This window comes from Streptomyces sp. NPDC005791 (assembly GCF_042871485.1).
GTDB lineage: Bacteria > Actinomycetota > Actinomycetes > Streptomycetales > Streptomycetaceae > Streptomyces.
The window spans coordinates 855,592-875,015 of sequence record NZ_JBIAIP010000001.1 but is presented as its reverse complement, the minus strand read 5'-3'; the positions used below and the strand labels follow the sequence as shown (position 1 = coordinate 875,015).

Here is a 19,424-nt window from a genome sequence, read left to right as displayed (position 1 = left end):
ACGCGCCTCGCACGCCCCGCCCGCGATCCCCTCCGACCGCGCGGCGGGGTCCTTCCGCACCCGGTGCGTCAGTCCAGCTGTACGGAGGCACGCAGCGGGTCCCGCAGGTCCGTCCCCTGCGAGAGCCAGCGCTCCTGGAGTTCCTGCGCACCCTTGACCCGCTTCCAGGCGGCCTCGTTGTGCGTCATCGGCAGCAGCGGCAGGAAGCGCACCGGGTCCATCGGTGCATCCAGCTCCAGATCCCCGACCAGGCCACCCGGCTCGGCGACCAGGACGGAGCTGAAGGGGGCCCCGTCCCACAGCGGCTGTCCGAGGTCCAGCGATGCCCCGGGGGCCACGATCAGCCCTTCGACCTGCGGCGAGGCCGCGAGGACCGCGAGGGGCCGCAACACCTGGTCGGTGTCGGCGAGTCCCACCCGTACGGAGAGGATCAGTTCGGCGCGCGGGCCCTTCACCGGGTCGGCGAGGGGTGACGTCGGGTCGGCCATCGGCTGGGCGGACATACCGAGTGTGGCGTAGCGCACCACATCGCCGTCGATGAAACGGAGCACCTCGATGCGGTCCGTGCCGAGGAACGTCACATCGGCGCGTGCGTCCGGCTCCCCCAGCGCCGTACGCAGCCGGGCCTCGACCAGATCAAGAATTTCTCCCATGCCGCGAGCATAGAACGCGTAGCGAACGGGCAAAGGAAGGGATTGGCTCCTCACCTGGCTGATAGCCTGGGGCGTCGGTCGGGACAGCACGCAAAGCGTCGCTCTCAGTCCTGACACCACGTGATCCCCTACGGGGGACCGGCCGGAGGAGGTGGGGCTGCGGTGGATCCAAGTCGACCGTGCAGTACCAACCGCCCTTCCGCACCACGCCTTCCTTCTGTGATCTGACGCCCTCCCCGGACGTCACCACGGCAGTTCGCGCACCGGAAGAGCCCTCGTTTTTGCCTGTCTGTAGCGAACGCCGTCATCGTGCCCACGCGGTGCCGCCCGCTTTGCGGACGTGAGCGCACGTCCCCATTCCGGGCAGTTCCACGTGTCCGCCGACGGCCCTCCGTGAAGAGGAGCCAGCCATGTCGATGATCCGTGACCTGCGCGCCGCCGTGCGCCCGTCCCAGCGCAAGAGCAACACCCCGTACAGCAGCTACGACGCCACCCGTGACCCGTCCGCCTCCAGCGCCGTCGTCGACTGCGCGGTCTACCGGGACGGACGCCGGGTCACCGAGGCCTCCTGCCAGACACCGCACGAGGCGATGCTGCGGGTGCGGGAGGAGGGCGGCTTCGCCTGGATCGGCCTGCACGAGCCGACCGAGGAGGAGTTCGCCGGTATCGCCCGGGAGTTCGGCCTCCACCCGCTCGCCGTCGAGGACGCGGTCCACGCACACCAGCGGCCCAAGCTGGAGCGGTACGACGACACGCTCTTCACCGTCTTCAAGACGATCCACTACGTCGAGCACGCCGAACTGACCGCGACCAGCGAGGTCGTCGAGACCGGCGAGGTGATGTGCTTCACCGGGCGGGACTTCGTGATCACCGTCCGGCACGGCGGCCAGGGTTCGCTGCGCGCTCTGCGCCACCGCCTCCAGGAGGATCCCGAACTGCTCGCCAAGGGCCCCTCCGCCGTGCTGCACTCCATCGCCGACCACGTCGTCGACGGCTACATCGCGGTGGCGGCCTCGGTGCAGGACGACATCGACGAGGTGGAGATCGATGTGTTCTCCACTCCCGCCAAGGGAAGCCCGCGCGGATCGGACGCGGGCCGCATCTACCAGCTGAAGCGCGAGGTGCTGGAGTTCAAGCGCGCCGTGTCGCCGTTGCTGCGGCCGATGCAGCTGCTGAGCGAGCGCCCCATGCGACTGATCGACCCCGACATCCAGAAGTACTTCCGCGATGTGGCCGACCACCTGGCCCGGGTGCACGAAGAGGTCATCGGCTTCGACGAGTTGCTCAACTCGATCCTCCAGGCCAATCTGGCGCAGGCGACCGTCACGCAGAACGAGGACATGCGCAAGATCACGTCCTGGGCGGCCATCATCGCCGTACCGACGATGATCTGCGGCGTCTACGGCATGAACTTCGACCACATGCCCGAGCTGGAGTGGACGTACGGCTATCCGATGGTCCTGGGGCTCATCGGCGTCGTCTGTTTCTCCATCCACCGCACCCTCAAGCGCAACGGCTGGCTCTGACGGGGTCTCCCATAGAGTTCGCGTATGACTGCTTCTGACGTGTTGCTTGCGCGGGCTCTCGTCGAGGAGGCCACCAAGAAGTCCGGCCTCGTCTGGGTGCGGGGCACCGGCCCCTCCCGGGCGCTGTGGCACGTGTGGCACGAGGGTGCGGCCGTGCTCGTCGGGGACGGTCCGGGGGAACAGCCGCTCCCCGCCGGGCTGGACGCCGGTGCCACCGCCGAGGTGACCGTACGCAGCAAGGACAAGGGCGGCAGGCTCGTGGCCTGGAGTGCCGCAGTCACGGTGCTGGAGCCGCGATCCGAGGAGTGGGAGGCTGCGGTCGGCGAGCTCAAGGGCAAACGGCTGAACGCCCCGGACGCCGAACAGCTGACGGAGCGCTGGGCCCGTGAATGCCGGGTCCTGCGGCTGACGCCCGGCGCCACCCGCACCGACCTGCCGGACACCTCGCTGGCCGCGCGGCCGCTGCCCACCGCTGCGACCACCCGGCGGACGGCGCCCGCGGCTCTCCCCCGGCTGCTGCTGAAGCGCCGGGGGAAGCGCTGACCTGCCGCAGGACCGTACGGACCGCCGGCTCCGTCAGCCGGAGGACCTGGGCAGCTCGCCGCCGTAGTCGACGGTCTCGTCCTCGGCCGGCTCCTCCAGCGGGAAAGCCTTGCCCCAGTCGGCGAGGGTGACGGTGCCACCGCCTCCGCCGCGGGCCACCCGAAGGGGGTACGGAGTGCTCTCGAGGGAGACGTCCAGTGCTCCCCCCTCACCCTTTCCGCCCATGATCTGCACGGTGCGCACCCCGCCGATCGTGTCCCGAGCGCCCTTGTTGATCTTTCCGTGCAGTGCCAGCAGCCCGTCGAGGAGCGTCTCCTTCTCCGTGAAGCCGCGCATCTGCTGATAGGTGGGATCGTCCTCGGGGACCTTGACGTACTTGTTCCGGAGCTTGTCGGCGGCCTGGTCGCTCTCGTCGTCGGCCTTGTCGTCCTTCCAGAAGCCCGCGTCGGCCTTGAGGTAGAGCTCGTCGCCGATGCGCAGCAGATCGAAGGTGTTGCGCTCCGAGACGACCGATCCCGTGCCGCCCTTGCTGCTGAGCTGCATGTTCAGGGTGTACGTCCCGCCCTTGCTGACCAGTTTGCCGGTGAGCCGCACCGCGTCCGCGGCGCTGGCGGCGGCCCGCGCCTTCTTGTCGATCTGTGCGGCGGTCAGCTTGCCGACGCCGTTGGTCCCCTTGTCCGGGTCCTCTCCCGCACAGGCCGTGAGCGCGGCGGTCAGCCCCGCGCAGAGCACCACGGCGGAAACGGCCCGGCGACGGGCCCGGACGGCAGGGGCGGAAGAGGTCACTGGCGCACTGCCTCTCATCTGTGTGTCGGGGGATGGCAGACGGCAGCGTACCCGTGCCGCGTACACCGTTCGGCGGGGCGCCTTACGGACGGTCCGCCAAGGCGTCACGGACCGGCACGGGCTAGCCTGATCACGGCGAATGAGGACGTGAGGGACGGACGGAGGCGCACAGGATGGCGGCAGGCACCCCCAGGGTCTTCGTCTCCCATCTCTCCGGCGTACCGGTGTTCGACCCGAATGGTGATCAGGTCGGCCGGGTCCGGGACCTGGTGGCGATGCTCCGGGTCGGCGGCAGGCCCCCGCGTCTGCTCGGCATGGTCGTCGAAGTCGTGAGCCGGCGGCGCATCTTCCTGCCGATCACCCGGGTGACGGGAGTCGAGTCGGGCCAGGTCATCACCACCGGTGTGGTCAACATGCGGCGCTTCGAGCAGCGCCCGACCGAGCGACTCGTCCTCGGCGAGTTCCTCGACCGGCGCGTGCGCCTCGTCGAGACGGACGAGGAGGTGACCGTCCTCGACGTCGCCATCCAGCAGCTCCCCGCACGCCGCGACTGGGAGATCGACAAGTTCTTCGTACGCAAGGGGAGGGGCGGGGCCCTGCGCCGCAAGGGCGAGACGCTGACCGTGGAGTGGTCGGCCATCAGCGGCTTCTCCCTTGAGGAGGACGGGCAGGGCGCCGAGAGCCTGGTGGCTACCTTCGAGCGGCTGCGCCCCACCGATGTCGCCAACGCCCTGCACCATCTGACGCCCAAGCGCCGGGCCGAGGTCGCCGCGGCGCTGGACGACGAACGGCTCGCCGACATCCTGGAGGAGCTCCCCGGTGACGACCAGGTGGAGATCCTCGGCAAGCTGGAGGAGGACCGCGCCGCGGACGTCCTGGAGGCGATGGACCCGGACGACGCGGCCGACCTGCTCTCGGAGCTGCCGGAGGCGGACAAGGAACGGCTGCTGGCCCTGATGCGGCCGGACGACGCCGCCGACGTCCGGCGTCTGCTGGCGTACGAGGAGCGGACCGCGGGCGGCCTGATGACGACCGAGCCGATCATCCTGCGGCCCGACGCGACGGTCGCGGACGCGCTGGCCAGGGTGCGCCAGCAGGACCTGTCCCCCGCCCTGGCCGCGCAGGTGTACGTCTGCCGGTCCCCGGACGAGACCCCCACCGGAAGGTATCTGGGCACCGTGCACTTCCAGCGGTTGCTGCGGGACCCGCCGTTCACCCTGGTGAGCTCGATCGTCGACAGTGATCTCGTCCCCCTGACGCCGGACACCCCGCTGCCCGCCGTGACCAGCTACCTGGCCGCGTACAACATGGTCTCGGTGCCCGTGGTGGACGAGAGCGGATCGCTGCTGGGCGCGGTGACCGTCGACGACGTGCTGGACCACCTGCTCCCGGAGGACTGGCGCGAGACCGACTTCCAGGGCGAGGAGGAGGGGATCGCCGGTGGCCGCTGAGGACCGCGCGCGGGCCGTACCGACGGGCGCTTCGGGCATCGTGCGCCCGCCGCGGCCCCGGCTCGACCAGCCGAAGGCACCGCGGCGCCGGCTGCTGCCCGCGTACGACCCCGAGGCGTTCGGCCGGTTCTCCGAGCGCATCGCCCGCTTCCTGGGCACCGGGCGGTTCATCGTATGGATGACGCTGATCATCATCCTGTGGGTGGTGTGGAACATCTTCGCGCCGCCGGACCTGCGGTTCGACGAGTACCCGTTCATCTTCCTGACGCTGATGCTGTCGCTCCAGGCGTCCTACGCGGCCCCTCTGATCCTGCTCGCCCAGAACCGCCAGGACGACCGCGACCGGGTCACCCACGAACAGGACCGCAAGCAGAACGAGCGCTCCATCGCGGACACCGAGTTCCTCAGCAGGGAGATCGCGGCGCTCCGGATGGGCCTCGGCGAGGTCGCCACCCGTGACTGGATCCGCTCGGAGCTGGAGGCGATGGTGAAGGACATGGAGGAGCGGCGGCTCTTCTCCACGGCCGAGAGTGACGAAGGCGACCGCGGAGGGGCTACCCGCCCGTAGGGACCGGCGCCGTACCTCCCTCCCGTCGCCCACCACCACCCTTTCAAAGAGCGCTGCGCGCACCCGTACTATCAAGGTATGGCTACGGAAGACGCGGTGCGCGAAGCACTGGCGACAGTGAACGACCCGGAGATCCACCGACCGATCACCGAGCTCGGCATGGTGAAGTCGGTCGAGATCGATCCTGACGGTGTGGTCGCTGTCACCGTGTATCTCACGGTTTCCGGCTGCCCGATGCGCGAGACGATCACCAAGAACGTGACCGACGCGGTGGCCCGTGTCGAGGGCGTGTCGCGGGTCGAGGTCACGCTCGACGTGATGAGCGACGAACAGCGCAAGGAGCTCGCCTCGTCGCTGCGCGGCGGCACGGCGGAGCGCGAGGTGCCGTTCGCCAAGCCCGGCTCCCTGACCCGGGTCTACGCGGTGGCGTCCGGCAAGGGCGGCGTCGGCAAGTCCTCGGTGACGGTGAACCTCGCGGCGGCGATGGCTGCCGACGGACTCAAGGTAGGCGTGGTGGACGCGGACATCTACGGGCACAGCGTGCCCCGGATGCTCGGCGCGGACGGCAAGCCCACCCAGGTCGAGAACATGATCATGCCGCCGTCCTCGCACGGCGTGAAGGTGATCTCCATCGGGATGTTCACCCCGGGCAACACCCCGGTGGTGTGGCGGGGCCCCATGCTGCACCGCGCCCTGCAGCAGTTCCTCGCCGATGTGTACTGGGGCGACCTGGACGTCCTGCTGCTCGACCTGCCGCCGGGCACCGGTGACATCGCGATCTCCGTGGCACAGCTCGTGCCCAACGCCGAGATCCTGGTCGTCACGACCCCGCAGCAGGCCGCTGCCGAGGTGGCCGAGCGCGCCGGCTCCATCGCCGTACAGACCCACCAGAAGATCGTCGGCGTCGTCGAGAACATGTCGGGCATGCCGTGCCCGCACTGCGACGAGATGGTCGACGTGTTCGGTTCGGGCGGTGGACAGCGGGTCGCCGACGGGCTGACGAAGACGGTCGGCGCCGAGGTACCGGTACTCGGGTCGATCCCCATCGACGTACGGCTGCGTGAAGGCGGTGACGAGGGCAAGCCCGTCGTCCTGTCCGACCCGGACTCCCCTGCGGGCTCCGCGCTGCGGTCCATCGCGGAGAAGCTGAGCGGCCGTCAGCGCGGCCTGTCCGGCATGTCGTTGGGTCTGACCCCGCGCAACAAGTTCTGACCGTCGCACGGGTGGGGCGGCCTCCACAAGGGGCCGCCTCCCACCCGTCCGTCGCTCAGCCCTCGTACGAGGCGATGTCGCCGATCACCGAGAATCCCAGGCCATAGGCGCTCATGCCGCGCCCGTAGGCGCCGATGTGCACCCCGTCGGGGGCCGAGCCCGCGAGCACCCAGCCGAACTCCGACTCGCGGTAGTGGAAGTCCACCGGCACGCCGTCCACCGGGAGGGACAGGGTCGACCAGGGCGCCTGGCCCAGGTCATCCGCGAGTTCGAACGCGGTTTCGGTCTGCTGCTTCAGCCATTCGCCACGCAGGGTGTGGTCCATCTGCGGGGGCCAGGTGCAGTCCAGCAGGCCGGAACCCGCCAGCCAGGCCGCCGACGAGACCGTGGTGGCGTCCAGCACCCCCGTACCGTCGTCGCTGTGCCGTACGGGACTGCTGCCCACGGTCACGACCACCGCGAAACGGGCCTTCTCCGCCCCCGCGTCGGCCCGTACGACGGGCTCCTCGCCGTGCCCGGTGGAACCGTGCTGCACCGTGTCGTCCGCCGCGGCGGTGACGTGCATCAGCCAGCGCGGACCTGCGAAGGCATCGTCCAGCCCGTACCAGGGGAACGGCGCCTTGAGATAGCCGTCGACCGTACGCCGGGTCGCCGGCACCCCCTCTGCGGTGACTGCGCTGGGCGCACCGTCCGCCCCTACCCGACTCGTCGTCTCCATCTGCCCGGCCGCCTCCTGATCTTTCACCGATCCGGCGCGGCCCTCCCCCCATGGGCATGGGCAATCTCGCTACCGGACAGATGGAGAATAGCCATACCGTCCGGACGAGTCGGGATTGACCGGTCTCAGGTGGCGTCTGCGTCGAAGGGCGGGCGCTCGTCCTTGGCCGGCCGCGCGGGCTTCTTGAGGAGGTCGGGCGTGGCTGCGGCACCGGCCGCCGCAGCCGTGCCGGACGTCGCCGCGGCGGTCGACGAGTCGCTCTCCCGGCCGTTCACCGCGTCGGTGACCTCGGCCATCTCCTTGCGCAGGTCGAAGCTCTCCCGGATCTCCTTGAGCCCCAGGTCGTCGTTGCCGTCCATGAGCTGCTTGCGGACGAACGTCTTGGGGTTGAGGTCCTCGAACTCGAAGTCCTTGAACTGCGGTCCGAGCTCCGAGCGGATGTCCTCCTTGGCGCTGTCCGAGAACTCACGGATCTTGCGGATGGTGCGCGTGACGTCCTGGATGACCTTCGGCAGCTTCTCCGGGCCGAATACGAGCACGGCGAGAACGACGAGCGTCAGCAGCTCGAGTGCGCCTATGTCATTGAACACCTTGCTGCTCCTCGTGTTCTCTGCGTGGTCTCCGCGTGTTCACCGCCGCCAGGTCATCAGGGGCCCGGACCGCTCCACGGTACCCGGCGAAGCTGTCCGCGCGGTACCTGCCGGTGGACGTCAGGTGCCGCTCGCCGAACCCAACGTCAACGTCATGGAGAGGTCCTTGCCGCCACGGGTCAGGGCGAGCTCGAGCCGGTCACCGGGGCGGTGGGCGCGGATCTTGACGATCAGTTCCTCGCCGCTGTGCACCCGGTGGCCCTCCACCTCGGTGATGATGTCGCCCTGCCGGATGCCCGCCTCGTCGGCCGGGCCCCCTTCCGTCACCGCGGCTCCGCCGTCGGCCGCCTTGCCCCCGACCTTGGCTCCGTCGCCGGTGAACTCCATGTCGAGCGTGACGCCTATCACGGGGTGGGTGGCCTTGCCGGTGCTGATCAGCTCCTCGGCGACGCGCTTGCCCTGGTTGATCGGTATCGCGAAGCCGAGGCCGATGGAGCCGGACTGGCCCCCGTCGAGCGCGGATCCGCTGTCGGCGGCGCGGATGGCGCTGTTGATGCCGATGACACGGGCGTCGGCGTCGACCAGGGGGCCGCCGGAGTTGCCCGGGTTGATCGGGGCGTCGGTCTGCAGGGCGTCGACGTAACTGACGTCGGTGCCGTCGCCCTTCTCACCGCCTGCGGTGATGGGCCGCTGCTTCGCGCTGATGATGCCCGAGGTGACCGTGTTGGACAGGTCGAAGGGTGCGCCGATGGCCACGACGGGGTCGCCCACCCGCACGTTGTCGGAGTTCCCGAGGGGCAGTGGCTTGAGGCCCGAGACGCCGGTCACCTTGACGACGGCCAGGTCGTATCCGCTGTCCTTGCCGACGATCTCGGCCGACGCGCTCTCCCCGCCGCTGAACGTCACGGTGATGTCGCCCGTGGAGCCCGCTGGGGCGACCACATGGTTGTTGGTGAGGATGTGGCCCTTGTCGTCGAGGACGAAGCCGGTGCCGGTGCCGGACTCGTCGGAGCCGTTGACGTGCAGGGTGACCACGCTGGGCAGCGCGCTCGCGGCGATACCCGCGACGCTGTCGGGTGCCCGGCCGCCGTCGTCCCGGCCGGACTGGGGCAGTTCCACCGTGGTCAGGCCGCCGTTGCGCTCGACGTAGGCACCGATCCCGCCGCCGATCCCACCGGCTACGAGGGCCAGCAGCGCGGCCCCGGCGAGCACCGAGCCCCGACGGCGGCCCTTGCGCGGCCGGGAGTCCTGGCCCTGGACGGGACCGGGGTGGCTCAGTGTCTGCTGCTGGGGTGCGCCCCACGGGTCGTACCGCAGCCACTGCGAGGGCTGCTGCTGGGTCTGCTGGGCCGGTACGGCCGGCTGGGAGACCTGGGGGGCCGTGTGCTGCTGAGGCGTCGTGTGCGGCGCGGGCGGGGGCGCCCAGGCCTCGGTGTGCGCCTGACCGCCCGGCGCCGGAGCGGGGGCGGGGAAGGGCGCCGCCAGGCCGTGGCCGTTCGTCCCCGCGTACGGCGGCGTCACCGGCGGTACGGGGGTCCCGTGGGCCGGGGTCGCCACCGGACGCTGCACGGGCGGCGCGGGCGCCCACGGCCCCGGGCCGCCGTAAGGCGGGGTGCTGTACTCGTCGGGCGCGTGCAGCGGCTGCGCACGGTGCGCGAGCGGCTCGGCGACGGGCGGTGCCGGAGCGGCCGGCGGGGCGGCGTCTGCCGGGGCCGGCGCGTGCGGCCCGGCTGTCGGTGGCACGGATGCTGCCGACGGCGCCGAGGCGGCCGGTGGGGCCGGGCGGAAATCCCCGTCCAAGGGCTCGACGGTGAGCGGCTCTCCCGCCGCGGCCGTCTCCGAGGGAGCGGGTTCCGTCACACCCGGGTCGGCGACGGCCACCGCGTCCTCCGGCCCGTCGGGGCGGCTCCGTTCCGCAGAGGGACGGCTCCACCACTTCGTCTTCGGCCCGCTGGGCTTCCCGTCGTCCATGCTCTCCCCGCAACTGGCCCTTGCACGCCCCACAGAGGCGTCCCTCCCGGAATTCAACCAGGTTTGCGAATCCGCGCGCAGGGCCCTGGTCAGCGCAGCGGGGAAAGCGGCATCGCGTGGTCGTGCGGCGGCGGGGCGGAAGCCGTCGCGGAGGGCGCGGACGGCACCGAGCGGGCCACTCCGCCACCGATGCGGTCGTCGAGCGCGGCCGAGTACAACGGGCCGGCGTCGGTCGGGCGTATCAGCGGTGGCACGGTCACGTTCAGCACCGGGTAGGCGAAGGTACCGCCGCCGGTGAGCGTCGAGGTGCTCAGCAGCGAGGGGGCGGAGGCGAGCACGGGCCGGGCGGACGAGGACGGTGTGGCGCCGGGCCCGGCCGTCCGGTCAGCTCCGACGGCGAGGGCCCCGCCGCCGCTGCGGCTGGCCGCGACGCCGGTACCGCCGGTGCGCTCCTCGGCGCCGAGCGGAGTCGCGTTGGTGCCCGCGCCCTCTGCGCTGACCGGGGCCTCGGGGCCGTAGTCGAGCGGGAGGGATCCGCCCAGCGCGATGGCCGCGAGCGAGACCGCGCTGGCCGCGACGAACGCGAAGCGCCGGGCCCGCCAGGGCGAACGGTCGGCGTCCCGGCCCACCTCGTGGATACGGAAACCGGAGCCGGACGCGCCGCCCGGCAGCACGGCCGCCGAGCCATGAGCGGAAGGGAGGTATCCGAAGTCGTCGAGCCGCGAGCGCCCCGGTTCCGAGGGCCCGCCGGGCTGCAGCACGGGAAAGACGCCGTTCCCGAAACGCAGGCCGCCGTTCATGCCGTCGCCCGGACCGCCGTCACCACCGCTGGGACCCCCTGGGAGGCCCTGCAGGCGGGCGAGGAACCCTTCGGAGGGCGAAGGGGCCGCCGATGTCGCGAAGGCGCTCTTCAGCCGCCGTTGGGCGTCGGCCTCGGCCTTGCACCTGGCGCAGGTCGCCAGATGGGCCAGGACCCGCTCGCGCGCGTCGTGTTTGAGCTCGCCGTCGACCAACGCGGCGAGCCGGTCCCCCAGATGTTGCTCCGCGGGGGTCGGACCTGTGCCGCTCACGACGTTCCGCCCTCCCCCGCGAGGACCGCGTCCGCGAGGGAACGCTGCTCGGCACGGGCCTCGGGCGAGCGGTGCTGGAGCGCCTTGCGCAGGTGCGAACGGCCGCGGTGGATACGGCTGCGCACCGTACCGAGCTTGACGCCGAGCGTCGCGGCGATCTCCTCGTACGAGAGTCCCTCGATGTCGCAGAGCACGACCGCGGCACGGAATTCGGGCGCGAGGGTGTCCAGCGCCTGCTGGACGTCCGCGTCGAAGTGGGTGTCGTTGAAGACCTGCTGCGGGGACGGCTCCCTGCTGGGCAGCCGCTCGGCCGCGTCGTCGCCGAGTGAGTCGAAACGGATCCGCTGCTTGCGGCGGACCATGTCCAGGAAGAGATTCGTCGTGATCCTGTGCAGCCAGCCCTCGAAGGTGCCGGGTGTGTAGGTCGACAACGACCGGAAGACGCGCACGAAGACTTCCTGGGTGAGGTCCTCGGCGTCGTGCTGGTTACCCGTCAGCCGGTAGGCGAGGCGGTACACCCGGGCGCTGTGCGTGCTGACGATCTCTTCCCATGAGGGCGGGGTCCACGCCTGGGAATCCGCATCGGAGGCGAAGGTCGCGGTCGGTGCGGAAACGTTGGAAGAACGGTCAGCGGTGTTGGTCACGGATTTCGGCTCACCCGCCGACCTGAGAAAACGCCGCAGCGCACCTCTCCGATCCACAGGCGCAGCCGCACCTCCCCTATCGGCTCTGGTGGTGTCCAGTGGAGCCCCTACCATAGCCACCTCGCCCGTTAGCTCCGGATAAGCCTTTTGCCTGCTGGCGCCCCCGGTGTTCCCGGGAGCAAGGGGCACATTCCGGGCCGGGTCGTGGGGCCCGGTCCACGTGTTGCCCTCCGCCTCTACCTAACGCTTGGTCCCATCTGCGGGTTCCCATGTGCAGCGGATACAGTCACCGTTGCGCCAACTACGGGGACAGGAGAGCGTCATTACCGCCAACCGGCAGACGAGCTGGGCATTCGCCGACGCCTTTGTCGCCGAGGAGGAAGCGCTGCTCTGGGCCCGGGACCGGGCCCAGGAGACAGGGCTCCGCCCGGTGTCGTCAGGCACCGGTGCGGCATTGCGCCTGCTCGCTGCCACCGCCGACGCCAAAGCGGTGGCCGAGATCGGCACCGGAACCGGCGTGTCCGGCATCTACCTGCTGCAGGGCATGCGCCCGGACGGCGTGCTGACCACCGTCGATCCGGAGCCCGAACGCCAGCAGTTCGCCCGTGAGGCGTTCCGCGCGGCGGGCTTCGCCACGAACCGGGCCCGCTTCATCCCCGGGCGCGCCCTCGACGTACTCCCCCGGCTGGCGGACGGCGGCTACGACCTCGTCTTCTGCGACGGCGACCGGCTCGAGAGCCTGGACTGCCTCGCTGAATCGTTGCGCCTGCTCCGGCCGGGCGGCCTGGTCTGCTTCGAGGGTGTCTTCGCGGACGGCCGCACGATCGACTCCGCCGCTCAGCCGGCCGAGGTACTGCGCCTTCGTGAACTGCTGCGGGCCGTGCGCGAGAGCCAGGAGCTCATGGCCACGCTGCTGCCGGTGGGCGACGGGCTGCTGTGCGCGGTCCGGCGCGGCTGACCGCGCGGCCCCTGACACGTCCCCGGGGTCCTGCCCCGGACGCACCACTGCCCCGGCACGGATTCCGTGCCGGGGCAGTGGTGAAGTGTGGGCGCCTCCGCCTCAGCCGACGACCTTCTTCAGCGCGTCACCGAGTGCATCGGCCTCGTCCGGAGTCAGCTCGACGACAAGCCGACCGCCGCCTTCGAGCGGAACGCGCATGACGATGCCCCGCCCCTCCTTTGTCACCTCGAGCGGGCCGTCGCCCGTCCGCGGCTTCATGGCCGCCATGCTCGTTCCCCTTCCTGAAACCAGCTCATCGCAGCCGGCGGCTCCATGACAGGCGCTGCCTCACCGGCGTCGAACACAATGCTTCCTCCGCATTATCCCGCATCACAGACCCCGATGACCAACATCGGCCGGCATCGCTTGCGCAACGCGCTCTCTCATAACCACCCAATTCGGCGATCCGGCTGCGATACTGCGCCGCCTTCGACCCTCAGCCGAGGTCCAATCGTTAGACGCAGGTCACATGTGCGGGTCGCCCGGAGTCCGCCATGCTTGCCTCGACAGGCACGAAGCCGGACCCGTAAGGAGACCCCGCAATGGCCGACATGGCCGGCACCACGGCTGACACGGTGCTCACGGACGTGAGCGACGGGCTCGCGACGATCACGATCAACCGCCCCGACGCGATGAACGCCATGAACACCGCCGCCAAGGTCGCGCTCCGCGACGCTCTCCGGGCGGCCGCGGACGACCCCGCCGTGCGGGCGGTCCTCCTCACCGCGACCGGGCGCGCCTTCTGCGTCGGCCAGGACCTCAAGGAGCACGTCGCCAAGCTCTCCGAGGCCCGCGAGTCGGACGGCAACGCGCTGAGCACGGTGCGGGAGCACTACAACCCCATCGTGCGCACCCTCACCGAGATGGAGAAGCCCGTGGTCGCGGGGGTCAACGGGGTCGCGGCGGGGGCGGGCTTCGGGTTCGCGCTCGCCGCCGACTACCGCGTGGTCGCCGACACCGCCACCTTCAACACGTCCTTCGCGGGCGTCGCGCTGACCGCCGACTCCGGCGTGTCCTGGACCCTGCCCCGGCTGATCGGCGCGAGCCGCGCCGCCGACCTGCTGCTCTTCCCCCGCTCCATCTCCGCCCAGGACGCCCATGAGCTGGGCATCGCGAACAAGGTGGTGCCCGCGTCCGACCTGGCGAAGGAGGCACACGCGGTGGCCCGCGCCCTGGCGGACGGCCCGACGGTGGCGTACGCGGCTCTGAAGGCCTCCATGGCGTACGGCGCCGGGCACACGCTCGCCGAGACGCTGGAGAAGGAGGACGAACTCCAGACGAAGGCGGGCGCCTCGCAGGACCACACGATCGCGGTCGAGGCGTTCCTCGCGAAGCGGACGGCGAAGTATCTCGGCAGGTAGGACTACCGGCCGCCGCCCCGGGCCACGCAGTCGGCCAGGTGGTCGTCCACCAGGCCGCAGGCCTGCATCAGGGCGTAGGCCGTGGTGGGGCCGACGAAGCGGATGGAGCGCTTCTTCAGGTCCTTGGCGAGCGCGGTGGACTCCGGGGTGACCGCCGGGACGTCACCGAGGGTGCGGGGGGCCGGCCGCGTGGCCGGGTCGGGTGCGTACGACCAGATGAGCGCGTCCAGTTCGCCCTCGCCCCAGCCCGCCAGCACCTTGGCGTTGGCGAGCGTGGCGTCGATCTTCGCGCGGTTGCGGATGATGCCGGCGTCGGCGAGGAGCCGTTCCTTGTCGGCGTCGGTGAACTCCGCCACCGCGGAGATCTTGAATCCGGCGAACGCGCTGCGGAAGCCTTCGCGGCGGCGCAGGATCGTCAGCCATGAAAGACCCGACTGGAACGCCTCCAGGCAGAGCCGCTCGAAGAGGGCGTCGTCGCCGTGGACGGGGCGGCCCCACTCGGTGTCGTGGTAGGCGAGATAGTCCTCGGTGGACAGGCCCCACGGGCAGCGCGGGCGGCCGTCCGCAGCCGGCTCGGCGCCGCTCACCGCCCACCGTCCTCGTCCTGCGGGCCGTCCTGGGCGGCCGGTGGCTCGCCCGGCCGTTTGAACAGGTCGGGGCCGTTCACCGCGGTCGCCTGGGCCCCGGCGAGCGCCGACTCGAGCTCGGCGATGTGGGCGTCCCGCTCGGCGAGCTCGGCTCCGAGCCTGCCGAGGGCCTCGTCCACGTCCGCCATGCGGTAGCCGCGCACGGCCATGGGCAGCCGCATGGCCTCGACATCGGCACGGCCGACGGGGCGGTTCGCGGGCAGCGGGTCGGTGAGCCGCTCGGGCTCGACGTCCTGCAGCACCGCGCTTCGGCCTCCGCCGACCACCGCCAGGGTGACCGCGGCCACGACGACGGCCATCGTGAGCAGCAAGAACCAGAACACGTGCATCTCCCCGGGAGCGGAATACCTGTCCAGGTCAGATCGTGCCATGAGGGACCGACGGTTAGGGTCGCAGGCGGGCTACAGGGAGGAACCAGGAATGCGAAGCGGGACGCTCAGGCTGGGGCGGCGGGAGTTCGGGCCGCACGAGCCGGTGATCATGGCGATCGTGAACCGGACCCCTGACTCCTTCTACGACCAGGGAGCGACGTTCCAGGACGAACCCGCGCTCTCCCGGGTGGAGCAGGCCGTGGCGGAGGGCGCCGCGATCATCGACGTCGGCGGGGTGAAGGCCGGCCCCGGCGAGGAGGTGACGGCCCAGGAGGAGGCGCGCCGCACGGTCGGCTTCGTCGCCGAGGTACGCCGTCGGCACCCGGACGTCGTGATCAGCGTGGACACCTGGCGGCACGACGTGGGTGAGGCCGTCTGCGAGGCCGGGGCCGACCTGCTGAACGACGCGTGGGGTGGTGTCGACCCGAAGCTGGCCGAGGTGGCGGCGCGGTACGGGACGGGGCTGGTGTGCACGCACGCGGGTGGCGCGGAGCCCCGCACACGGCCGCACCGGACCGTGTACGACGACGTGATGGCGGACATTCTGCGGGTGACCCTGGGGCTTGCCGAGCGGGCCGTGGAGCTCGGGGTGAGACCGGACGGGATCATGATCGACCCGGGTCACGACTTCGGGAAGAACACCCGGCACTCGTTGGAGGCGACCCGCCGGCTGGACGAGATGACGGCCACGGGCTGGCCGGTGCTGGTCTCCCTCTCCAACAAGGACTTCGTGGGTGAGACGCTCGACCAGCCGGTCAAGGAACGCGTGATCGGCACGCTCGCGACGACGGCCGTGTCGGCGTGGCTGGGGGCGCAGGTGTACCGGGTGCACGAGGTGGCCGAGACCCGGCAGGTCCTGGACATGGTGGCGTCCATCGCGGGCCACCGGCCCCCGGCGGTCGCACGCCGGGGCCTGGCGTAGGCCCACCGCACCTGTGCCGTGCCGGGGCCCGGGCGAGGCCGTGGGCCGGGCCCGCACCGTCCGTGCCGACGGAACTGCGCGGACACGGCCCGGGGGCTGTCCTCCGGATCATGCCGGGTGCGCCCCGGACTCCGCTGCCTGGTCCGGCAGTGATCCGGCGGGCTGGTGACGAAGAGCCCTAACGGCCGACCTCCTTCGTCACCAGCCGGACGGCCTCGTCCACGTCGTCCGTGACGTGGAACAGCATCAGGTCCCGCTCGGACGCCTTGCCTCCCGCGACCACCGTGTCCCGCAGCCAGTCCACCAGCCCGCCCCAGTACTCCGTGCCGAACAGGACGATCGGGAAGCGCGTCACCTTGCCCGTCTGCACCAGGGTCAGCGCCTCGAAGAGCTCGTCCAGCGTTCCCAGGCCGCCCGGCAGGACGACGAAGCCCTGCGCGTACTTCACGAACATCGTCTTGCGGACGAAGAAGTAGCGGAAGTTGACGCCGATGTCGACATGTGGATTCAGGCCGGATTCGAACGGCAACTCGATGCCGAGACCCACGGAGACGCCGTTCGCGTCCCGGGCACCCTTGTTCGCCGCTTCCATCGCCCCCGGGCCACCCCCGGTGATGACGGCGAAGCCCGCCTCCACGAGCGCCTTGCCGATCTGTACGCCCGCCTCGTAGTCCGGCCCGCCGGCCGGGGTGCGGGCGGAGCCGAAGACGCTGATCGCGCTGGGCAGTTCCGCCAGCGCGCCGAAGCCCTCCACGAACTCGGACTGGATCCGCATGACCCGCCAGGGATCGGTGTGGACCCACTCGGAGTCGCCCTCGGAATCCAGCAGCCGCTGATCGGTCGTGCCCGGCTGGACCTGGTCCCTGCGGCGCAGTACCGGACCCAGTCGCTGTTCCTCGGGCTTCACCGCGCCCTCGGGAATCTGCGCGCCCTCGGGGATCCGTGCGTCCTCCGGGTTGCCCATGACCTGCTCCCTCCGCCGACCTGCGATGTGGTGTCGCTTCAGCGTAGATCGGCGGAGGTTACGCACGGGGGAATGCGGCGAGTCAGCTGGTGAGCCAGGAGCGGAGGCGCTCCTCGCAGTGCCTGATCCGGTCGATCCGCACGTGCTCGTCCCGCTTGTGGGCGAACAGGGGGTCCCCGGGTCCGTAGTTCACCGCGGGGATGCCCAGGGAGCCGAAGCGGGACACGTCGGTCCAGCCGAACTTGGGCAGGGCCGTGCCGCCGACCGCGTCCATGAACGCCTTGGCCGCCGGGTGCGAGAGACCCGGCATCGCCGCTCCGGAGTGGTCGTCGACGACGAACTCGTCGACGCCGCAGTCCGCGAAGACCTCCCGGACGTGCGCGACCGCCTGCTCGCCCGTGAGGTCGGGTGCGTACCGGTAGTTGACGACCACGGTGCAGGCGTCGGGGATGACGTTGTTGGCCACGCCGCCCTCGATGCGGACGGCGTTCAGCCCTTCGCGGTACTCCAGCCCGTCGATGACCGGCCGACGCGGTTCGTACGCGGCGAGCCGTGCCAGCGCCGGAGCGGCGGCGTGGATCGCGTTGGATCCCATCCAGCCGCGTGCGGAGTGGGCCCGCTCGCCCGCGAAGCGCAGATGGACCCGCAGCGTGCCCTGGCAGCCTCCCTCGACCTCGGCGTCGGAGCCCTCCAGAAGGACGGCGAAGTCCGCTTCCAGCCACTCCGGGTGCGCCTCGGCCACGTGTCCGAGGCCGTTGAGGTGGGCGGCCACCTCCTCGTTGTCGTAGAAGATGAACGTGAGGTCGCGGTTGGGCTCCGGCACCGTCGCCGCGATCCGCAGCTGGACGGCGACGCCCGACTTCATGTCGGAGGTCCCGCAGCCCCACAGCACGCCGTCGTCGTCGAGCCTGGACGGCACGTTGTCCGCGATCGGGACGGTGTCGATGTGCCCCGCCAGTACGACGCGCTCGGCCCGGCCCAGCCGCGTCCTGGCCACGACGTTGTTGCCGTGGCGGTCGACGGTCAGGTGCGGCAGCGGGCGCAGGGCCGCCTCGATGGCGTCGGCGAGGTCCTTCTCCTGCCCACTGACCGACGGGAAGTCGACCAGCCGGGCGGTGAGCTCCGGACCGTCCAGGGCGAGGTCAAGCGTGTGTCCATCCATGGTCACGAGCCTAAGGGACTTGCACCGCGGCCCCGGTCCTACCCTCCAGTACGGTGGGTTCCGTGCCTCGGACCAGCCTCTCACCCCGCCGCAGCCGTCTCTTCCGTGTCACGGCCGCCTTCGCCGTGCTCGTGGCGCTGGCCGGTTACCTTGCCGTGCAATACCTCTCCGGCAACAAGGGCGCGCCCCGCTGCACCGTGGTCTCCGCGGAGGGCGGCGAGGGGCGTACGTACGAGCTGAGCCCCGACCAGGCCGCCAACGCCGCCACGGTCTCCGCCGTCGGCACCGCGCGCGGGCTGCCGGAGCGGGCGGTGACCATCGCGCTGGCGACCGCGCTGCAGGAGTCCGCGCTGCGCAACATCGACCACGGCGACCGGGACTCCCTCGGGCTCTTCCAGCAGCGCCCCTCGCAGGGGTGGGGAACGCCCGCGCAGATCATGGACCCGGTCTACTCGTCCGGGGAGTTCTACGAGCACCTCGCCGAGGTCCCGGGTTATTCAAGGCTGCCGCTGACGGTCGCCGCCCAGCGGGTGCAGAAGAGCGGGTTCCCGCAGGCGTACGCCAAGCACGAGCCGGACGCCGCGTTGCTGTCCGCCGCGCTGACCGGACGCGCCCCCGCCTCCCTGACCTGCTCGCTGTCGGCGGCGGACACCGGGGTGCCCGGGGACGCGGCGGAGGTGCGGTCCGACCTGGTGCGTGCCTTCGGCAAGGACGTGCTGCCCTCCGCCGGATCCGCCGGCGCCTCCGCGGCCGGCCTGGTGTCGGTGCCCGTACGGGCCGAGGGCGAAGCCACGTCCCGGCGTGGCTGGGAGCTCGCCCACTGGGCGGTCGCGCGGGCCGGCGCCCTCCGGATCGAAGAGGTCTCGTACGCGGGCCGGGTGTGGACCACCGACACGGGCTGGCGGACGGAACGTACGGAACATGCGAAATCACTCACCACGACGGTCCGGATGCGGCTCGCTCAGTAGTACGACCCGTCCCTCGTGCGGGTCGCCGGGCGTTCGCCCGGACCCACCTCCACCGCCGCTCCCACACCCTCGCCAGGGGCGCGGATCTCCCTGCGTACAGGCAGCAGTGACGGTTCATCAGGCGACTGCGGACCGCCTCGCGCAACCGGGCTCCCCCGTTGCGGATTATCGGATGCATTACCCAGTCTTTACCTCGGTGCCCCGCAACCTTCCCCGCCCCCGGACCGGTTGTTCAGTGCGTCCGATCGCCGGACAGGCGGACTCCACATCCGCCGCGGAACAGTGACATCCCGTCGA

General features: G+C 71.2%; 21 protein-coding genes. 9 read left to right on the top strand and 12 right to left on the bottom strand.

Annotated elements, in window-relative coordinates; all coding sequences use genetic code 11:
* Nucleotides 1–68: 68 nt before the first annotated feature.
* Complete coding sequence (locus ACFYSH_RS04235) at nucleotides 69–653, bottom strand: suppressor of fused domain protein (RefSeq protein WP_359470478.1); 585 nt, start codon at nucleotides 651–653, stop codon at nucleotides 69–71.
* Nucleotides 654–1,063: 410 nt separating this feature from the next.
* Between ACFYSH_RS04235 and ACFYSH_RS04230 the strand changes: the two genes are divergently transcribed.
* On the top strand, nucleotides 1,064–2,179 hold the full coding sequence (locus ACFYSH_RS04230) for a magnesium and cobalt transport protein CorA (protein WP_359470481.1): 1,116 nt from the start codon (nucleotides 1,064–1,066) through the stop codon (nucleotides 2,177–2,179).
* A gap of 24 nt (nucleotides 2,180–2,203) precedes the next feature.
* On the top strand, nucleotides 2,204–2,722 hold the full coding sequence (locus ACFYSH_RS04225) for a hypothetical protein (protein WP_359470483.1): 519 nt from the start codon (nucleotides 2,204–2,206) through the stop codon (nucleotides 2,720–2,722).
* Nucleotides 2,723–2,755: 33 nt separating this feature from the next.
* Here ACFYSH_RS04225 and ACFYSH_RS04220 read toward each other — a convergent pair whose 3' ends face one another.
* A complete protein-coding gene (locus tag ACFYSH_RS04220; protein ID WP_388750816.1) occupies nucleotides 2,756–3,508 on the bottom strand; it encodes a hypothetical protein in 753 nt (250 codons plus the stop codon).
* A gap of 173 nt (nucleotides 3,509–3,681) precedes the next feature.
* Between ACFYSH_RS04220 and ACFYSH_RS04215 the strand changes: the two genes are divergently transcribed.
* From ACFYSH_RS04215 to ACFYSH_RS04205, 3 genes are all read left to right on the top strand, one after another.
* A complete protein-coding gene (locus ACFYSH_RS04215) occupies nucleotides 3,682–4,959 on the top strand; it encodes a magnesium transporter MgtE N-terminal domain-containing protein (RefSeq protein WP_359470489.1) in 1,278 nt (425 codons plus the stop codon).
* Nucleotides 4,949–5,527: a DUF1003 domain-containing protein gene (locus tag ACFYSH_RS04210; RefSeq protein ID WP_359470492.1), complete on the top strand. Its 579-nt coding sequence runs from the start codon at nucleotides 4,949–4,951 to the stop codon at nucleotides 5,525–5,527. The genes ACFYSH_RS04215 and ACFYSH_RS04210 overlap by 11 nt, the downstream gene beginning before the upstream one ends.
* A 78-nt stretch (nucleotides 5,528–5,605) precedes the next feature.
* Nucleotides 5,606–6,739 carry an Mrp/NBP35 family ATP-binding protein gene (locus ACFYSH_RS04205; RefSeq protein WP_359470494.1) on the top strand — a complete coding sequence of 378 codons (1,134 nt, stop codon included), beginning with the start codon at nucleotides 5,606–5,608 and terminating at the stop codon, nucleotides 6,737–6,739.
* 55 nt (nucleotides 6,740–6,794) lie between these two features.
* On the opposite strand, the gene ACFYSH_RS04200 is transcribed toward ACFYSH_RS04205, so the two are convergent.
* The 5 genes from ACFYSH_RS04200 to sigE all read right to left on the bottom strand — a co-directional run bounded on the left by ACFYSH_RS04200 (nucleotide 6,795) and on the right by sigE (nucleotide 11,846).
* Complete coding sequence (locus ACFYSH_RS04200) at nucleotides 6,795–7,457, bottom strand: hypothetical protein (protein WP_359470496.1); 663 nt, start codon at nucleotides 7,455–7,457, stop codon at nucleotides 6,795–6,797.
* A gap of 125 nt (nucleotides 7,458–7,582) precedes the next feature.
* Nucleotides 7,583–8,047, bottom strand: a complete 465-nt coding sequence (locus tag ACFYSH_RS04195) for a sec-independent translocase (protein ID WP_359470498.1) — start codon at nucleotides 8,045–8,047, stop codon at nucleotides 7,583–7,585.
* A 120-nt stretch (nucleotides 8,048–8,167) separates the two neighbouring features.
* A complete protein-coding gene (locus ACFYSH_RS04190) occupies nucleotides 8,168–10,018 on the bottom strand; it encodes a trypsin-like peptidase domain-containing protein (protein ID WP_359470501.1) in 1,851 nt (616 codons plus the stop codon).
* A gap of 89 nt (nucleotides 10,019–10,107) precedes the next feature.
* Nucleotides 10,108–11,088 carry a zf-HC2 domain-containing protein gene (locus tag ACFYSH_RS04185; RefSeq protein ID WP_359470504.1) on the bottom strand — a complete coding sequence of 327 codons (981 nt, stop codon included), beginning with the start codon at nucleotides 11,086–11,088 and terminating at the stop codon, nucleotides 10,108–10,110.
* Nucleotides 11,085–11,846 carry an RNA polymerase sigma factor SigE gene (gene sigE, locus ACFYSH_RS04180; protein ID WP_359470506.1) on the bottom strand — a complete coding sequence of 254 codons (762 nt, stop codon included), beginning with the start codon at nucleotides 11,844–11,846 and terminating at the stop codon, nucleotides 11,085–11,087. The genes ACFYSH_RS04185 and sigE overlap by 4 nt, the downstream gene beginning before the upstream one ends.
* 178 nt (nucleotides 11,847–12,024) lie before the next feature.
* Between sigE and ACFYSH_RS04175 the strand changes: the two genes are divergently transcribed.
* Complete coding sequence (locus tag ACFYSH_RS04175; RefSeq protein ID WP_359470509.1) at nucleotides 12,025–12,690, top strand: O-methyltransferase; 666 nt, start codon at nucleotides 12,025–12,027, stop codon at nucleotides 12,688–12,690.
* Between the two features lie 102 nt (nucleotides 12,691–12,792).
* Here the strand turns inward: ACFYSH_RS04175 and ACFYSH_RS04170 are convergent, their stop codons facing one another.
* Nucleotides 12,793–12,960: a DUF3117 domain-containing protein gene (locus ACFYSH_RS04170; RefSeq protein ID WP_003966491.1), complete on the bottom strand. Its 168-nt coding sequence runs from the start codon at nucleotides 12,958–12,960 to the stop codon at nucleotides 12,793–12,795.
* Nucleotides 12,961–13,274: 314 nt separating this feature from the next.
* Here ACFYSH_RS04170 and ACFYSH_RS04165 point away from each other — a divergent pair, with 314 nt between their 5' ends.
* Nucleotides 13,275–14,093 (top strand): enoyl-CoA hydratase/isomerase family protein, encoded by an 819-nt coding sequence (locus ACFYSH_RS04165; RefSeq protein WP_388750812.1) that lies wholly within the window; start codon nucleotides 13,275–13,277, stop codon nucleotides 14,091–14,093.
* A gap of 2 nt (nucleotides 14,094–14,095) precedes the next feature.
* On the opposite strand, the gene ACFYSH_RS04160 is transcribed toward ACFYSH_RS04165, so the two are convergent.
* Nucleotides 14,096–14,680, bottom strand: coding sequence for a DNA-3-methyladenine glycosylase I (locus ACFYSH_RS04160; RefSeq protein ID WP_359470512.1), 585 nt, complete (start codon nucleotides 14,678–14,680; stop codon nucleotides 14,096–14,098).
* A complete protein-coding gene (locus tag ACFYSH_RS04155) occupies nucleotides 14,677–15,069 on the bottom strand; it encodes a DivIVA domain-containing protein (RefSeq protein WP_359470756.1) in 393 nt (130 codons plus the stop codon). Before ACFYSH_RS04155 ends, ACFYSH_RS04160 begins: the two co-directional genes overlap by 4 nt.
* A 91-nt stretch (nucleotides 15,070–15,160) precedes the next feature.
* Between ACFYSH_RS04155 and folP the strand changes: the two genes are divergently transcribed.
* The gene (folP, locus tag ACFYSH_RS04150; protein ID WP_359470514.1) at nucleotides 15,161–16,033 is read left to right on the top strand and encodes a dihydropteroate synthase; all 873 of its coding nucleotides are present in this window, start codon (nucleotides 15,161–15,163) and stop codon (nucleotides 16,031–16,033) included.
* Between the two features lie 178 nt (nucleotides 16,034–16,211).
* Here the strand turns inward: folP and ACFYSH_RS04145 are convergent, their stop codons facing one another.
* Nucleotides 16,212–16,997, bottom strand: coding sequence for a TIGR00730 family Rossman fold protein (locus ACFYSH_RS04145; RefSeq protein ID WP_359470518.1), 786 nt, complete (start codon nucleotides 16,995–16,997; stop codon nucleotides 16,212–16,214).
* Nucleotides 16,998–17,079: 82 nt separating this feature from the next.
* Nucleotides 17,080–18,159 carry a succinyl-diaminopimelate desuccinylase gene (dapE, locus tag ACFYSH_RS04140; RefSeq protein WP_359470521.1) on the bottom strand — a complete coding sequence of 360 codons (1,080 nt, stop codon included), beginning with the start codon at nucleotides 18,157–18,159 and terminating at the stop codon, nucleotides 17,080–17,082.
* Nucleotides 18,160–18,221: 62 nt separating this feature from the next.
* Here dapE and ACFYSH_RS04135 point away from each other — a divergent pair, with 62 nt between their 5' ends.
* The gene (locus tag ACFYSH_RS04135; protein WP_359470524.1) at nucleotides 18,222–19,127 is read left to right on the top strand and encodes a hypothetical protein; all 906 of its coding nucleotides are present in this window, start codon (nucleotides 18,222–18,224) and stop codon (nucleotides 19,125–19,127) included.
* Nucleotides 19,128–19,424: the final 297 nt, after the last annotated feature.

Coding starts and splice junctions, on each gene's coding strand:
- ACFYSH_RS04235 (WP_359470478.1), bottom strand. CDS start 653: ATGGGAGAAATTCTTGATCTGGTCGAGGCCCGGCTGCGTACGGCGCTG.
- ACFYSH_RS04230 (WP_359470481.1), top strand. CDS start 1,064: ATGTCGATGATCCGTGACCTGCGCGCCGCCGTGCGCCCGTCCCAGCGC.
- ACFYSH_RS04225 (WP_359470483.1), top strand. CDS start 2,204: ATGACTGCTTCTGACGTGTTGCTTGCGCGGGCTCTCGTCGAGGAGGCC.
- ACFYSH_RS04215 (WP_359470489.1), top strand. CDS start 3,682: ATGGCGGCAGGCACCCCCAGGGTCTTCGTCTCCCATCTCTCCGGCGTA.
- ACFYSH_RS04205 (WP_359470494.1), top strand. CDS start 5,606: ATGGCTACGGAAGACGCGGTGCGCGAAGCACTGGCGACAGTGAACGAC.
- ACFYSH_RS04200 (WP_359470496.1), bottom strand. CDS start 7,457: ATGGAGACGACGAGTCGGGTAGGGGCGGACGGTGCGCCCAGCGCAGTC.
- ACFYSH_RS04190 (WP_359470501.1), bottom strand. CDS start 10,018: ATGGACGACGGGAAGCCCAGCGGGCCGAAGACGAAGTGGTGGAGCCGT.
- sigE (WP_359470506.1), bottom strand. CDS start 11,846: ATGGTAGGGGCTCCACTGGACACCACCAGAGCCGATAGGGGAGGTGCG.
- ACFYSH_RS04170 (WP_003966491.1), bottom strand. CDS start 12,960: ATGGCGGCCATGAAGCCGCGGACGGGCGACGGCCCGCTCGAGGTGACA.
- ACFYSH_RS04165 (WP_388750812.1), top strand. CDS start 13,275: ATGGCCGACATGGCCGGCACCACGGCTGACACGGTGCTCACGGACGTG.
- ACFYSH_RS04155 (WP_359470756.1), bottom strand. CDS start 15,069: ATGCACGTGTTCTGGTTCTTGCTGCTCACGATGGCCGTCGTCGTGGCC.
- folP (WP_359470514.1), top strand. CDS start 15,161: ATGCGAAGCGGGACGCTCAGGCTGGGGCGGCGGGAGTTCGGGCCGCAC.
- ACFYSH_RS04145 (WP_359470518.1), bottom strand. CDS start 16,997: ATGGGCAACCCGGAGGACGCACGGATCCCCGAGGGCGCGCAGATTCCC.
- dapE (WP_359470521.1), bottom strand. CDS start 18,159: ATGGATGGACACACGCTTGACCTCGCCCTGGACGGTCCGGAGCTCACC.